Genomic DNA, 13835 nt, shown 5'->3' with positions numbered 1-13835 from the left:
CTGTCGTGAATCGTCTTTGCCCGTGTGCGGCTCCCGCGACACCAGCACATCCCCCGAAATACCTGTGTACACACCACAGACACGCGAAAGCCGGCCCTCTGCACATGCATGCCAGGCCGGCTTTCATCGGGGTGCCGCAAAGAGGGATATAGTGACAATAGACCATCGCCTGCCAATACCGGCGCTAGCGCATCAAGGTCTCCGCAGGCACCCGCACCCAGCCTTCCATCAGGATACGCGCACTGCGACTCATCACCGCTTCACTGACGGTCCACTCGCCCTCGCCTTGCTGACCGCCACCGACCTGGCCCGAGGGTGACTGACGATGGGCACTCGCACCGACCCTGAGCGTGCCGGAGGGATGACCAAAGCACACCGAGTCACGCGCGGTGACTGTCTGCCCGGCCCCAGACTCAGCACTGGCTCCGCCAGCGGCGGCAAGATTGACCAGCGTGCCCGGTACCGCAGCCGCCGCGGCGATGGCGACGGCCGCGGTGCCCATCATGGCATGGTGCAGCTTGCCCATCGACACGGCGCGGATCAGCACATCGATCTCGTCGGCCTTGATCTCGCGACCACTGGAGACAACGTGATCCACCGGCGGCGCCACGAAGGCGACCTTGGGGGTGTGTTGGCGCGTGGCCGCCTCTGCGAGATCATTGATCAGTCCCATGCGCAGCGCGCCGTGGGCGCGCAATGTCTCGAGGCGCGCGAGGGCCTCGGCGTCACCATTGATCGATTCCTGCAGCTCGGTGCCCTGATAGCCGAGATCGCGGGCATCGACGAAGATGGTCGGGATGCCGGCATTGATCAGAGTCGCCCGGATTCTCCCGCCCGCGACCACCGATTCCGGCACTTCCAGCGTATCGACCACATTTCCGGTGGGGAACATGCTGCCTTCGCCGGCGGCAGGGTCGCGGAAGGCGACCGCCACTTCGGCGGCCGGGAAGGTCACGCCATCCAGGGCGAAGTCGCCGGTTTCCTGGACGCGCCCTTCGCACATCGGCACCCGTGCAATGATGGTCTTGGCGATGTTGGCCTGCCAGATACGCACCTCGGCGATGCCATCACGCGGCAGGCGCTCGGTCGGCACCAGGCCCTTCTCGATGGCGAAGGGCCCGACCGCCGCCGAGAGGTTGCCGCAGTTGCCGCTCCAGTCGACGAAGGGCGAGTCGATGGAGACCTGGCCGAACAGGTAGTCGACGTCGTGATCCGGCTGTTCGCTGCGACTGATGATCACCGTCTTGCTGGTGCTGGAAGTCGCCCCCCCCATGCCGTCGATCTGCTTGGCGTAGGGGTCGGGACTGCCGATCACGCGCAGCAGCAGGGCATCGCGCGCCGGGCCCGGCACCTGCGCCGCTTCCGGCAGTTCATCGCGCAGGAAGAACACGCCCTTGCTGGTGCCGCCACGCAGGTAGGTGGCGGGAATCCTGAGCTGTGCCTGCTGGCTCATGCCGTCACCTCCGCCGCCGTCTCGCCCGGTGCCTGCGAGTTCAGGAAGTCCTCGGCGAAGCGTTGCAGCACACCGCCCGCCGAGTAGATGGAGACCTCCTCACGGGTATCGAGACGGCAGGTGACCGGCACGCGCTCGAGCTGACCCGCCTTGTCACCGGCGGTGCGCTCGATCACCAGCGTGAGTTCTGCCCCCGGCGCCGGCTCGCCCTCGACGGCGTAGATCTCGCTGCCATCCAGCGCCAGCGTCTTGCGCGTGGTACCGGCGGCGAACTGCAGCGGCATCACGCCCATGCCGACCAGATTGGTGCGGTGGATACGCTCGAAACCTTCCGCGACGATGGCCTCGACACCCGCCAGCCGCACGCCCTTGGCCGCCCAGTCACGCGACGAGCCCTGGCCGTAATCCGCGCCCGCGATGATGATCAACGGCTGCTTGCGCTGCATGTACGCCTCGATGGCCTCCCACATGCGTACCACCTTGCCATCCGGCTCCAGGCGTGTGAGCGAGCCCTGCTTGACCTCGCGCTTGCCGTCCGCCCCTTCCACCACGGCCATCTCGTTGATCAGCTTGGGATTGGCGAAGGTGGCCCGCTGCGCGGTGAGGTGATCGCCACGGTGGGTGGCGTAGGAATTGAAGTCCTCCTCCGGCAGGCCCATCGCGGCCAGGTACTCGCCCGCCGCACTGCTGGCCATGATGGCATTGGAGGGTGACAGGTGATCGGTGGTGATGTTGTCCCCCAGCACCGCCAGTGCCCGCATGCCCTTGAGCGTCGGCGCGCTTGCCAGGCCACCTTCCCAGTACGGCGGACGACGGATGTAGGTGCTCATCTCGCGCCAGTCGTAGAGCGGACTGGTCGTGTCGTCGCGATCCTGACGGGCCTCGAACATCGGGATGTAGACCTGACGGAAGTGGTCCGGCTTGACGCTGGCGCCGACGATGGCGTCGATTTCCTCGTCGCTCGGCCACAGGTCCTTGAGCATGATCGGCGAGCCGTCCGGCGCATGCCCGAGAACATCCTTCTCGATGTCGAAGCGGATGGTGCCGGCGATGGCGTAGGCGACCACCAGCGGCGGCGAGGCCAGGAAGGCCTGCTTGGCGTAGGGGTGGATACGGCCATCGAAGTTGCGGTTGCCGGACAGCACTGCGGTGGAGTAGAGGTCGCGCTCGACGATTTCCTGCTGGATCGCCGGGTCCAGCGCACCGCTCATGCCATTGCAGGTGGTGCAGGCGAAGCCGACGATGCCGAAGCCGAGCTGCTCGAGTTCCGGCAGCAGTTCCGCCTCTTCCAGGTACAGCTGCACGGCCTTGGAGCCCGGCGCCAGCGAGGTCTTGACCCACGGCTTGCGCGTCAGCCCCAGCGCATTGGCGCGTCTGGCCAGCAGGCCGGCGGCGATGACGTTGCGCGGATTCGAGGTGTTGGTGCAGCTGGTGATGGCGGCGATGATCACCGCGCCATCCGGCATCAGGTCGCGCCCGTCCTCATCCTGCTCATGCTCGATCACCCCGGAGATGCCACGCGCGGCAAGCTCGCTGGTCGGCACGCGACTGTGCGGGTTGGAGGGGCCCGCCAGGGTGCGCACCACCGAGGACAGGTCGAAGGTCAACTCGCGCTCATATTCCACCGCGCCTTCGATATGGCCGCTCTCATCGGCCCACAGCCCGGTCTCACGCGCGTAGCGCTCGACCAGCGCGATGTTCTCCGGCTCACGCCCCGTAAGGGTCAGGTAGTCCAGTGTCTGCTGATCGATGTAGAACATCGCCGCCGTGGCGCCGTACTCCGGCGTCATGTTGGAGATGGTGGCACGATCGCCCAGTGTCAGGCTGGCCGCGCCTTCGCCGAAGAATTCCAGATAGGAGGAGACGACCTTCTCGGCGCGCAGGAATTCGGTCAGCGCCAGCACGATGTCGGTGGCGGTGATGCCCGGCTGCGGACGCCCGGTGAGGCGCACGCCGATGATGTCCGGCAGGCGCATGTAGGAGGCGCGCCCCAGCATCACGCTCTCGGCCTCGAGCCCACCGACGCCGACGGCGATCACGCCCAGCGCATCGACATGCGGCGTGTGGCTGTCGGTACCCACCAGGGTATCCGGGAAGGCGACCTGATGGCCCTTCTCATCGGCGCGCGACTCGATCACCGGCGACATCCGCTCCAGATTGATCTGGTGCATGATGCCGTTGCCCGGCGGAATCACGTCGATGTTCTCGAAGGCCTGACGGGTCCAGTCGATGAAGTGGAAGCGGTCCTCGTTGCGCCGCTCCTCGATGGCGCGGTTCTTGGCGAAGGCGTCCTTGTCGAAGCCGGCGTGCTCCACCGCCAGCGAGTGGTCGACGATCAACTGGGTCGGCACCACCGGATTGACCTTGGCCGGGTCTCCGCCGCGCTCAGCGATGGCATCGCGCAGACCGGCAAGGTCGACCAGCGCGGTCTGACCGAGGATGTCATGGCACACGACGCGCGCGGGGTACCACGGAAAATCGAGATCACGCCGACGCTCGATCAATTGCACGAGACTGTCGCGCAGCTGGTCCGGGGGGCAGCGACGCACCAGGTTCTCGGCCAGTACGCGAGAGGTATAGGGCAGACCGGCATAGGCGCCGGGGGCGATGTCTTCCACGGCGGCACGCGCATCGAAGTAGTCGACCGGGGTACCCGGTGACGCCGTGCCAGGCAGGGGTTTGCGATACTCGGTATTCATGGGCATCCGGACTCATCAGGCGGTCAAGAAAACGATCGGCCAGCACGCGGACTGGCCGAGGAAAGGGTCAGTCGCGCTGCTCGATGGGCAGCCAGTCGCAATGCTCCGGGCCGGTGTAATCGGCGCTCGGTCGGATGATGCGATTGTTGGCGCGTTGCTCGAAGACATGCGCCGCCCAGCCGGTCAGGCGTGAACAGACGAAGATCGGCGTGAACAACTTGGTGGGGATGCCCATGAAGTGATAGGCGCTGGCGTGGAAGAAGTCGGCATTGCAGAACAGCTTCTTCTCGCGCCACATCACGGCTTCGACGCGCTCGGAGACGGCGTAGAGCTGAGTGTCGCCCACATCCTCGGACAGCTTGCGTGACCACTCCTTGATGATGGCGTTGCGCGGGTCACGTTCACGGTAGATGGCGTGGCCGAAGCCCATGATCTTCTCGCGGCGTTCCAGCATGCCGAGAATCTCGCGCTCGGCTTCCTCCGGTGAGCGCCAGTGCTCGATCATCGCCATCGCCGCCTCGTTGGCACCGCCATGCAGCGGGCCGCGCAGCGAGCCGATGGCCCCGGTCACGCAGGAATGCAGATCGGAGAGCGTCGAGGCGCAGACACGCGCGGTGAAGGTCGAGGCATTGAATTCGTGCTCGGCATAGAGGATCAGCGAGGTGTTCATCACCGCGGCATGCAGCTCGCTAGGGGCCTCGCCGTGCAAAAGGTGCAGGAAGTGCGCGCCGATGGAGTCATCATCAGTCTCGGTGTCGATGCGCACGCCGTCATGGCTGAAGCGATACCAGTAATTGATGATAGACGGGAACACCGCCAGCATGCGGTCGGCCTGGTTGGACTGTTCCTCGAAGCTCTCTTCGGTTTCCAGATTGCCGAGCATCGAACACCCGGTGCGCATCACGTCCATCGGGTGGGCACTGGCCGGGATCTGCTCCAGTACCGCCTTCAGGGCATCCGGCAGACCACGTAGCCCCTTGAGGCGCGCGATGTAGGCGTCCAGTTCTTCACGATTGGGCAGCTTGCCCTTGAGCAGCAGATAGGCGACTTCTTCAAAGCTTGCGTGGGCGGCGAGATCCTCCAGATCGTAGCCGCGATAGCGCAGGCCGGAGCCGGTCTGGCCAACGGTGCACAGAGCGGTCTCGCCGGCGCTCTGGCCGCGCAGGCCGCTGGGAGCACCTGTGCTCGGGGTAGCGGTGGCCGGGTTGGCGATGGTATCTGACATGGCGCGATCTCCTTGGCAGTGACGTCATTGGGTTGTTCTTTTTCTTGTAGGGCATAAAGCGTCAAGCCCCTCGCCGGCCAGGCGTCTGCCAGCGAGGGAGAAACGGTCGGGCCGAAAGTGCCGGCCCGTGAAGCCAATGGCCTCATGAGACGAGACATGGCGTCCGCCTCGAGCGTCTGGCATCAATCCTTGCGGCTTTCGGCCTCGAACAGGGTGTCCAGCTTCTGCTCGAAGGTGTGGTAATCGAGGAAGTCGTAGAGCTCCATGCGGGTCTGCATGTCGTCGACCACGTCCTTCTGATCACCCTTGTCGTGGATGTTCTGGTAGACCTTGAGGGCGGCGGCATTCATGGCGCGGAAGGCGGACAGCGGATAGAGCACCATCCGGCAGCCGACATCGCCCAGCTCGCGCTGATTGAACAGCGGCGTGGCACCAAATTCGGTGATATTGGCCAGAATCGGCGCGTCGACGCCCTCGCAGAAGGCGCGGTAGTCCTCGAGGGTATGCACCGCCTCGGCGAAGATGGCGTCCGCTCCGGCTTCGACACAGGCGTTGGCACGCGACACGGCGGCCTCGAGCCCTTCCTTCTGGAAGGCATCGGTACGCGCGATCAGATAGAAGTCGTCATCACGGCGGGCATCGGCAGCGGCCTTGATGCGGTCGACCATCTCCTGACTGGAGACGATGGCCTTGTTGGGGCGATGACCACAGCGCTTCTGGGCGACCTGGTCTTCCAGATGCACGGCCGCCACACCGGCACGCTCCATCTCCTGAATGGTGCGCGCGATGTTGAAGGCGCCGCCCCAGCCGGTGTCGATGTCCACCAGCAGCGGAAGCTCGCTGGCGGCGGTGATGCGACGCGCGTCTTCCAGCACGTCATTCATGCTGGTCATGCCCAGGTCCGGCAGACCGTAGGAGGCGTTGGCCACGCCGCCACCGGACAGATAGATCGCCTGATGCCCGACGCGCTCGGCCATGATGGCGGTATAGGCATTGATGGTGCCGACGATGGGCAGCGGACGGTTGGCTTCCAGCGCCGCGCGGAAGCGGGCGCCGGGGCTTGGCAAGGCGGTGGAACTCAGATGGCGTGACATGACATCTCCCGGGCTGGGCCCATGACGGGGTTGGAATTGTTGGTGATGATCCGGTCGCAAGCGGTGTGGCAGTTCACTCCTCGCCCTGCTCTTCCTTGAGCGTGGCGGCATAGCGGCGGGCGACGTTCTCCCGCGAGGCGCTGACGTGGCGCCGCATCAGAAGTTCTGCCAGCTCTTCGTCGCCGGCCTCGATGGCATCGACGATACGGTGGTGCTCGACGAAGGCCTTCTGCGGACGCGAACCACTGGCGCTGAACTGGGTGCGATACATGCGTACCAGGTAGTAGAGGTCGTCGCAGAGAATCGTCATCAGCATGTGGTTGTGGCTGCCGAGGACGATCTGATAGTGGAAGTCGAGATCGCCTTCCTTCTGGAAGTAGGCGGTGCCGGTCTTGAGGTCCGACTGCTGCTCGTGGGTCTTGAGCACGCTGCGCAGTCGCGTGACCTCCTCCTGCGTCATGTGCCGCGCCGCCAGGCGCGCGGCCATGCTCTCCAGCGCCTCACGCACGTCGAACAGCTCCAGCAGCTCGGTCATCGAGAGCTTGACCACCCGCGCGCCGACGTGAGGCACGCGCTCGATCAGGCGGTGGACCTCGAGGCGACGCATCGCCTCGCGCAGCGGGCCGCGCGAGATGCCATAGGCCTGTGCCAGCCCCGGCTCGGTGATCTTGCTGCCAGGTGCCAGCTCGCCGCGCACGATGGCGTCCTGCAGCTGGTGGAAGACGCGCTCGGCCAGGGTGCGCACCTCAGGCGCCGGAGCACTCGCGGAGGCGGTGTGGCCTGCCTCCTCGGCAGTGGCGCCGCGCGCGAGGCTTCGAGCGGTGGTGGCATTGTGAAAGGCATCGGTGGTCATGGTGGTCAGGCGATCCGGCTGGACGAGGGGCTGAGACAGGACAATGGCAATGAGGGACTTCCAGCACCATTGTCGACAATCATTCAATGACTGCCAGACTAGCCAGCGAGCCTGAGTGGGTCAAGACGCAATCCGCCAAATCCTCTACACCTTTGGCGTAAGAGAGTTGGCATGCGCTGGATAAACGGCTGCAAGAACAAGGACGAACCGCCTGAGAAGCCGCCATGTCAGCCTTCACACACCGACAGGACAGAGGCATTCCAGCTGGCAGAGGCCGAGACGAAAGACGCCCCGTCAGCACAGGCTGACGGGGCGTCTTTCGTCTCAAGGCCAGACCGTTCATCGGCCGGCTTGTCGACAATCACGCAATTTATGTGAAGCTGAGCTCCGCGCCGATGCGGCGGGGTTTCTGGAAAGGCAGCGAGTGATCGGTGCCGGGAATTTCCAGCGATTGCCAACCTACATGACGCTCGGCCAGCAGGCTGTGATAGTCGCGCAGGGTCTGCGGGCTCTTGCCACCGACCAGGCTGCGCACCTCGCTGCCTGAGGCCAGCACGTCGGCCAGCAGCGCCTCGCGGTCGATCTCGCGCACGGCATGGGTGACACAGTCCAGCGCATTGGCAAAGCCCAGATGGCGATGCGCCAGACGTGCCACCATCATGCGCTCGGCGCGCGGGTTGCGCGTACGATGCGGCGAGATGAGGTCGAGAAAGGCGGTGATGCCCGCCTCGGGGCTTGGGGCTTCGCGCATGGCACGCGCCGCCTCGGCGTAGCCGTCACGCACCTTGACCATGGTGGCGTGGCATTCGCGCTCCAGCAGCGCCGGCTCCAGCAGACTGATGTCGCCGACCTTCACCTCCGGGCGCTCGGCGCGCAGGCGCTGGACGAGACGCATGGCGACCAGCCCGCCGAAGCTGTAGCCGATCAGGTCGAAATGCGTGATGCGCTGGGTCTCGATCAACGCCATCACGTCCTCGACCACCTGCTCGAGAGTGAAAGGAGGCTCGCCACCCTGTGGCGCCAGCGTCTGCCCCATGCCACGCAGGTCGGGGATGATCAGCTCATCATGGGCCGTGAGATGCCCGACCAGCGGTGCCCAGGTCAGCGTGCCGGCCACCCCCGCGCCGTGCAACATCAGCAGTCGGCGCCCGCCCTGGGCGTCATGCCGCTTGAGACGCTGCCAGAAGATGTTCTGATCGGGACGTGACAGCAGGTGTTGGCCATGTTCGAACTCGGGATGCATGCAGGGGCTCCGGTGGGGCGCCAGGGGCTGGGCAATAGGGCTGGGCGAATGTCTGCACGTGCGCCAACGCCGTCATCGATGACAACGCAGGGCATTCAGAGGCAGGCACCTTAATCAGCACGCGGGAGAACGGCAAGCCAACAAGGGCCGCCCCTCACCGGAATCCGCACGCATGGGCGGACAAAACGCCTTCGGATGCCTAGAATGCCCTGTCCGCCAACGGAAGCTGTCATGACCATCTCGCTCGAAATCAACGCCCTACCCTATGCCCTCGCCGCCGAGGATGAAGCCTCCACGCTGTCGCGCTTCGCACGCCTGCGCTCACGTCCCGACGCCGTGCTGCTCGACAGCGGCCAGCCCTCGCTGGCCGGCGGTCGCTTCGACATCATCAGCAGCGACCCGCTGGCCGTACTGGAGCAAGGCCCACAGGGTGGCAAGCTCACTGGCCCGCTGCCGGAGACGATGCGTGACCTGAGCCAGTTAAGTGAAGCACTGGAGCGCCTCGCCCGCCTGCCGGTGATCGAAGCCCAGCGCCAGCTGCTGACCCTGCTTCCGCAGACGCTGGCAGGCGAAGAGCTCGCCCGGCATGACCTGACAGCCGAGGACCTGCCGTTCATCGCCGGCCTGATGGGCTACTGGAGCTACGACTTCGGGCGCGCGCTGGAAGACCTGCCCGCCACGACCGAGGACGACATCGCGCTGCCCTGGGCGCGTCTCGGTCTCTATGACTGGGCATTGATCAGTGACCATCAGCGCCAGCAGAGCTGGCTGATCGCCTCGCCCCAACGGCGTAGGCAGGTGCTTGAGTGGCTGGAGCAACCGGCGCCGCGCAGCGCTGACTTCGCCCTCGACACCCCCTTCTCGCCGCTGCTGGATCGCGCAGGCTACGGAGAGCGCTTCCGCCAGGTGATGGAGTATCTGCATGCCGGGGACTGCTATCAGATCAACCTGACCCAGCGCTTCTCCGCCGACTGCAGTGGCGACAGCTGGGATGCCTATCTGCGCCTGCGTCAGGCCACGCCGACACCCTACGCCGGCTATCTGAGCTGGCAGGACGCCAAGGGCGAGGAGATGGCGATCGTCTCCGTCTCGCCGGAGCGCTTCGTCGAGGTCAATCACCGCGCGGTCGAGACCAAGCCGATCAAGGGCACCCGCGCACGTGGCGCGACACCGGAAGAGGACGCGCGGCTGGCCACCGAGCTGCTGGAAAGCCCCAAGGACCGCGCCGAGAACGTGATGATCGTCGACCTGCTGCGCAATGACCTGGGCCGCGTCTCCGCGCCCGGCAGCGTCAAGGTGCCATCGCTGTGCGCGCTGGAGAGCTACGCCAACGTGCACCATTCCGTCAGTACCATCACCAGCACCCTGGATGAAGGACGCGATGCGCTGGACCTGCTCGGCGCCGCCTTCCCCGGTGGCTCCATCACCGGCGCGCCCAAGATCCGTGCCATGCAGATCATCGAGGAGCTGGAGCCGGTACGCCGCAGCGCCTATTGCGGCAGCCTCGGCTATCTGGATATCCGCGGCCACATGGATACCTCCATCGCGATCCGCACGGCGGTGATCGCCGAAGGACAGGTGCATCTGTGGGGCGGCGGCGGCCTGGTTGCCGACTCCGAGGAAGAAGCCGAATACCGCGAGAGCCTGGCCAAGATCCAGCGGCTGATGGAAGCGCTTGGCTGACAGACTGCGTTATAAGCCGTCACGAGCGCCATAACTCGATGGCATATAACGTTCGAACGAATTCGTATTGGGGAAGCGGTGCCTGCCTTTGATAGGGTAGGCGCATTCCTGCACGTCTCCTTGAGCGCTCCCCGCCTCTGCTGATGGTCCTTCCTGGCCATTGATCAGCCCTGCGCCCCGCTCCATCGGACGTGCCCTCGTTCTGGAGACTCCTCATGTCCGACACCTTCGATCTCTCTCGCATCAACGCCGAATTCGGCAACGACCCGGAAGCCCTGACCCGCTGGGCCCTGTCGCTGGACAAGCACGCCATCTGCACCACCAACTTCCGTCCCTTCGAGGCGGTGATCCTGCACATGGTGACGCGCTTCCGTCCTGACATCCCGATCGTGTGGATGGACAACGGCTACAATACCGATGCCACCTATCGCTTCGCCGATGAGGTGACGCGCAAGCTGAACCTGAACCGCATCATCTATCTGCCGCAGCGTACGCGTGCGCACCGTGAAGCCGTCGATGGCCTCACTCCGCATATCGATGACCCGCGCCACGAAGCCTTCACCCGTGAAGTGAAGCTCGAACCGTTCGAGCGTGCGCTGCGCGAACTGAACCCCGAGATGTGGTTCACCGCCGTGCGCGCCAGTGACACCGCCTTCCGTGCCGGCATGCAGCCGGTCTCGCTGAACGGCGATGGCCTGATCAAGGTCGCCCCGGTGCTCAACTGGTCATCCAAGCAGATGCACGAGTATCTGGTCGCCCACGACCTGCCCAACGAGTTCGACTACGTCGACCCGACCAAGGCGGAAGACAACCGCGAGTGTGGCCTGCACCTGGCACACTGAGCCCTGTGGTTGACGCTGTGCGCTCGAATAGCTCAGCTAGCAAAAAGCCCGCCTCTCAGGAGGCGGGCTTTTTCATCTGCGCTGTGGCAGATCTGGCGAGCGGCACTCAGTTCACCGGCACTCAGCGCACCGGCAGCTCGATGTCGTGGAAGATCTCGTGCTCGTGGCGCGGGCCGGCGGCCAGTGCCGCTTCGACACGTTCCCGCGTCAGGTGCGGCGCGAAGCGCTCGACGAATTCGAACATGTAGCTGCGCATGAAGGTGCCGCGGCGGATGCCGATCTTGGTCGTGGAGCTCTCGAACAGATGCGTGGCGTCCAGCGCGACCAGGTCTTCGTCGGCCACCTCATCCACCGCCATATGCGCGACGATGCCGATGCCCATGCCGAGACGCACATAGGTCTTGATGACATCGGCATCCGAGGCGGTCAGCACCACGTTGGGCGCCAGGCCGTGGGACTTGAAGGCATCGTCCAGCTGGCTGCGGCCGGTGAAGCCGTAGGTATAGGTAACCAGCGCATAGCTGGCCAGCGACTCGAGGGTCAGCTCCTCACCATTGGCCAGCGGATGATCCTTGGGCACCAGCACGCAGCGATTCCAGCGATAGCACGGCAGCAGGATGAGGTCGTTGAACAGCTCAAGCGACTCGGTGCAGATGGCGAAGTCGGCCTGCCCCTCACTGACCATGTTGGCGATCTGCTTCGGCGTGCCCTGCTGCATGTGCAGCGCGACATCCGGGTACTTGCGCGTGAAATCGGCGATCACCGGCGGCAAGGCATAACGCGCCTGGGTGTGCGTGGTGGCGATCGACAGGCTGCCGCGACGGTCGTCACTGTGCTCCTGGGCGACGTGCTTGATGTTCTCCACCGTGCGCAGCACCTGGCTTGCCAGCTCGACGATGGACTCGCCGGCCGGGGTCACCCGCGTCAGGTGCTTGCCACTGCGCGCGAAGATTTCGACGCCAAGCTCATCTTCCAACAGACGAATCTGCTTGGAAATGCCCGGCTGGGAGGTATACAGACTTTGCGCGGTAGCGGACACGTTCAGGTTGTGACGGGTGACTTCCCAGATATAACGCAACTGCTGGAGTTTCATGCGGCTTCACTCTCCTGAGAAGCACCATCGACGCGACGCGGCGTGACAGTGGCCCGGACATGGCCGGTCACCTTGCTAAGATGATCGGGCGATAAAATCATGAATAATGATTCCTTTCGGGAATATACGCTCAAGAGTAGATTGGCGACAGTAACCTGACAAGGGGGTAGGTAGGGATGGAAGTCACACAACTGCTGCTATACGTGCTGGCAGGCGCCGGAGTGGGTTTCGCGGTCGGTGTCACTGGCGTGGGCGGCGGCTCGCTGATGACGCCCCTGCTGTTGATGTTCGGCTTCCCGCCGCATATCGCCGTGGGCACCGACCTGCTCTATGCCTCCATTACCAAGGCGGGCGGCGCCTTCGCGCACCATCGCCAGGGCCATGTGGACTGGACCATCGCCCGACGTCTGGCCATCGGCTCGCTGCCGGCGGCGCTGTTGACGATTGCGGTCCTGCATACCTTCTTCACTGACCCTACCGCCTACGCCGGCCTGATCAAGGGCATGCTCGGTGTAATGTTGATCCTCACCGCCGGCGTGCTGCTGTTCAAGAAACGCCTGCTGGGGCTGATCAGCCCGGAAAGCTTCATCGTACGCCACGCGGCACCGCTGACCGTGCTGGCCGGCATCGTGCTCGGCGTGTGCGTCACCCTGTCCTCCGTGGGTGCCGGTGCCTTCGGCGCTGCCGTGCTGATCATGCTGTTCCCGCTGTTGAGCACCGCGCGCATCGTGGGCACCGATATCGCTCACGCCGTACCGCTGACACTGGTCGCGGGATTGGGACATCTATGGCTGGGCAACGTCGATTTCCTGCTGCTTGGCGCATTGCTGGTCGGCTCACTGCCTGCCATCAACCTTGGTGCACGCCTGACGCGCCACATGCCCAGCGGCCTGCTGCAGGGCCTGCTGACGACACTGCTGCTGGGGCTGGGTATCCGTTACGCCTTCTTCTGAGCTCTCCTTGCTGAAGGGCCTTCGCACAGGCAATACCAAAGTCGGGGCAGGCAATCCACATTGCCTGCCCCGTTGCTATTCCCTCAAACCAATAAAACAGCTATAAAAACACTAGCGATCATAACCCCGTGCTATTGAGCCGATGGGCAATGCTCATTTGTCAGTGATGCAAAGTGGCGCTACCATCGGACGCAGCCTGCATGTCCGGCAATGCCGCAGACAGCGAAACGAATCCCCTGGAGAAACAAGATGTCCAATCACGTCGATGTCACCGGCGCCAACTTCGAACAGGAAGTTCTCAACGCTGAAGCCCCGGTCCTGCTGAAGTTCTGGGCCCCGTGGTGTGGTCCGTGCAAGATGATGGCGCCGGTCGTCGAAGAAGTCGCCAACGAGAAAGGCGAAGGCCTGAAGATCGTCAACGTCAATGTCGATGACGCGCCGGAAATCGCCGCCGAGCAAGGCGTGCGTGGCGTGCCGACCGTGATCCTGTTCAAGTCTGGCGCCAAGGTCGCCTCTCTGGTCGGTGCCCAGTCCAAGGGTCAGCTGAGCCAGTTCATCGAGCAGAACCTCTGAGTCGACTTGCTGACAGGTGACTGCCTCGCCAGCCACCGCGCACTGATTCGATCATTGAAGGCCCCATCACGCACAGCGTGACGGGGCCTTCGACATTCTGGTGGTTCATTCAAAAGGGCCTGGC

The 13835-nt window shown here is 64.6% G+C and carries 11 protein-coding genes; 4 read left to right on the top strand and 7 right to left on the bottom strand.

Translation table 11 applies throughout. The features are described from left to right. Window positions 1-184: 184 nt before the first annotated feature. The 6 genes from prpF to AC5WNI_RS02940 all read right to left on the bottom strand — a co-directional run bounded on the left by prpF (window position 185) and on the right by AC5WNI_RS02940 (window position 8567). Window positions 185-1453 carry a 2-methylaconitate cis-trans isomerase PrpF gene (gene prpF, locus AC5WNI_RS02965; protein ID WP_285461756.1) on the bottom strand — a complete coding sequence of 423 codons (1269 nt, stop codon included), beginning with the start codon at window positions 1451-1453 and terminating at the stop codon, window positions 185-187. Next, window positions 1450-4152 carry a Fe/S-dependent 2-methylisocitrate dehydratase AcnD gene (gene acnD / locus AC5WNI_RS02960; RefSeq protein WP_487886297.1) on the bottom strand — a complete coding sequence of 901 codons (2703 nt, stop codon included), beginning with the start codon at window positions 4150-4152 and terminating at the stop codon, window positions 1450-1452. The genes prpF and acnD overlap by 4 nt, the downstream gene beginning before the upstream one ends. A gap of 67 nt (window positions 4153-4219) precedes the next feature. Further along, window positions 4220-5377 (bottom strand): bifunctional 2-methylcitrate synthase/citrate synthase, encoded by a 1158-nt coding sequence (prpC, locus tag AC5WNI_RS02955; RefSeq protein ID WP_368448259.1) that lies wholly within the window; start codon window positions 5375-5377, stop codon window positions 4220-4222. 182 nt (window positions 5378-5559) lie between these two features. Further along, window positions 5560-6471, bottom strand: a complete 912-nt coding sequence (gene prpB, locus AC5WNI_RS02950) for a methylisocitrate lyase (RefSeq protein ID WP_175090498.1) — start codon at window positions 6469-6471, stop codon at window positions 5560-5562. Window positions 6472-6544: 73 nt separating this feature from the next. Next, window positions 6545-7324, bottom strand: coding sequence for a GntR family transcriptional regulator (locus tag AC5WNI_RS02945; protein ID WP_175090497.1), 780 nt, complete (start codon window positions 7322-7324; stop codon window positions 6545-6547). A 370-nt stretch (window positions 7325-7694) separates the two neighbouring features. After that, window positions 7695-8567 carry an alpha/beta fold hydrolase gene (locus AC5WNI_RS02940; RefSeq protein WP_175090496.1) on the bottom strand — a complete coding sequence of 291 codons (873 nt, stop codon included), beginning with the start codon at window positions 8565-8567 and terminating at the stop codon, window positions 7695-7697. Window positions 8568-8798: 231 nt separating this feature from the next. Between AC5WNI_RS02940 and pabB the strand changes: the two genes are divergently transcribed. After that, window positions 8799-10250 carry an aminodeoxychorismate synthase component I gene (gene pabB / locus AC5WNI_RS02935; RefSeq protein ID WP_487886296.1) on the top strand — a complete coding sequence of 484 codons (1452 nt, stop codon included), beginning with the start codon at window positions 8799-8801 and terminating at the stop codon, window positions 10248-10250. A 215-nt stretch (window positions 10251-10465) separates the two neighbouring features. Continuing rightward, window positions 10466-11092 (top strand): phosphoadenosine phosphosulfate reductase domain-containing protein, encoded by a 627-nt coding sequence (locus AC5WNI_RS02930; protein ID WP_175090494.1) that lies wholly within the window; start codon window positions 10466-10468, stop codon window positions 11090-11092. 121 nt (window positions 11093-11213) lie between these two features. Here AC5WNI_RS02930 and cysB read toward each other — a convergent pair whose 3' ends face one another. Further along, on the bottom strand, window positions 11214-12185 hold the full coding sequence (cysB, locus tag AC5WNI_RS02925; protein WP_043333969.1) for an HTH-type transcriptional regulator CysB: 972 nt from the start codon (window positions 12183-12185) through the stop codon (window positions 11214-11216). Between the two features lie 176 nt (window positions 12186-12361). Between cysB and AC5WNI_RS02920 the strand changes: the two genes are divergently transcribed. Both AC5WNI_RS02920 and trxA read left to right on the top strand, forming a co-directional pair. Further along, window positions 12362-13138 (top strand): sulfite exporter TauE/SafE family protein, encoded by a 777-nt coding sequence (locus AC5WNI_RS02920; RefSeq protein WP_285461753.1) that lies wholly within the window; start codon window positions 12362-12364, stop codon window positions 13136-13138. A 249-nt stretch (window positions 13139-13387) separates the two neighbouring features. Then, entirely contained in the window at window positions 13388-13711 is a 324-nt protein-coding gene (gene trxA / locus AC5WNI_RS02915; RefSeq protein ID WP_043333971.1) for a thioredoxin, read from the top strand. Window positions 13712-13835 lie beyond the last annotated feature (124 nt).

The sequence above is a fragment of the Cobetia sp. PDI-12MA genome (assembly GCF_059507695.1).
The sequence above is the reverse complement of the archived record's forward strand: the minus strand, read 5'-3'. Positions and strand labels throughout refer to the sequence as shown.

Bases quoted from the DNA above. Each gene is read 5' to 3' on its own strand.
- prpB (WP_175090498.1), bottom strand. From the start codon at position 6,471: ATGTCACGCCATCTGAGTTCCACCGCCTTGCCAAGCCCCGGCGCCCGC.
- AC5WNI_RS02940 (WP_175090496.1), bottom strand. From the start codon at position 8,567: ATGCATCCCGAGTTCGAACATGGCCAACACCTGCTGTCACGTCCCGAT.
- cysB (WP_043333969.1), bottom strand. From the start codon at position 12,185: ATGAAACTCCAGCAGTTGCGTTATATCTGGGAAGTCACCCGTCACAAC.
- AC5WNI_RS02920 (WP_285461753.1), top strand. From the start codon at position 12,362: ATGGAAGTCACACAACTGCTGCTATACGTGCTGGCAGGCGCCGGAGTG.
- AC5WNI_RS02930 (WP_175090494.1), top strand. From the start codon at position 10,466: ATGTCCGACACCTTCGATCTCTCTCGCATCAACGCCGAATTCGGCAAC.
- prpC (WP_368448259.1), bottom strand. From the start codon at position 5,377: ATGTCAGATACCATCGCCAACCCGGCCACCGCTACCCCGAGCACAGGT.
- acnD (WP_487886297.1), bottom strand. From the start codon at position 4,152: ATGAATACCGAGTATCGCAAACCCCTGCCTGGCACGGCGTCACCGGGT.
- prpF (WP_285461756.1), bottom strand. From the start codon at position 1,453: ATGAGCCAGCAGGCACAGCTCAGGATTCCCGCCACCTACCTGCGTGGC.
- trxA (WP_043333971.1), top strand. From the start codon at position 13,388: ATGTCCAATCACGTCGATGTCACCGGCGCCAACTTCGAACAGGAAGTT.
- AC5WNI_RS02945 (WP_175090497.1), bottom strand. From the start codon at position 7,324: ATGACCACCGATGCCTTTCACAATGCCACCACCGCTCGAAGCCTCGCG.
- pabB (WP_487886296.1), top strand. From the start codon at position 8,799: ATGACCATCTCGCTCGAAATCAACGCCCTACCCTATGCCCTCGCCGCC.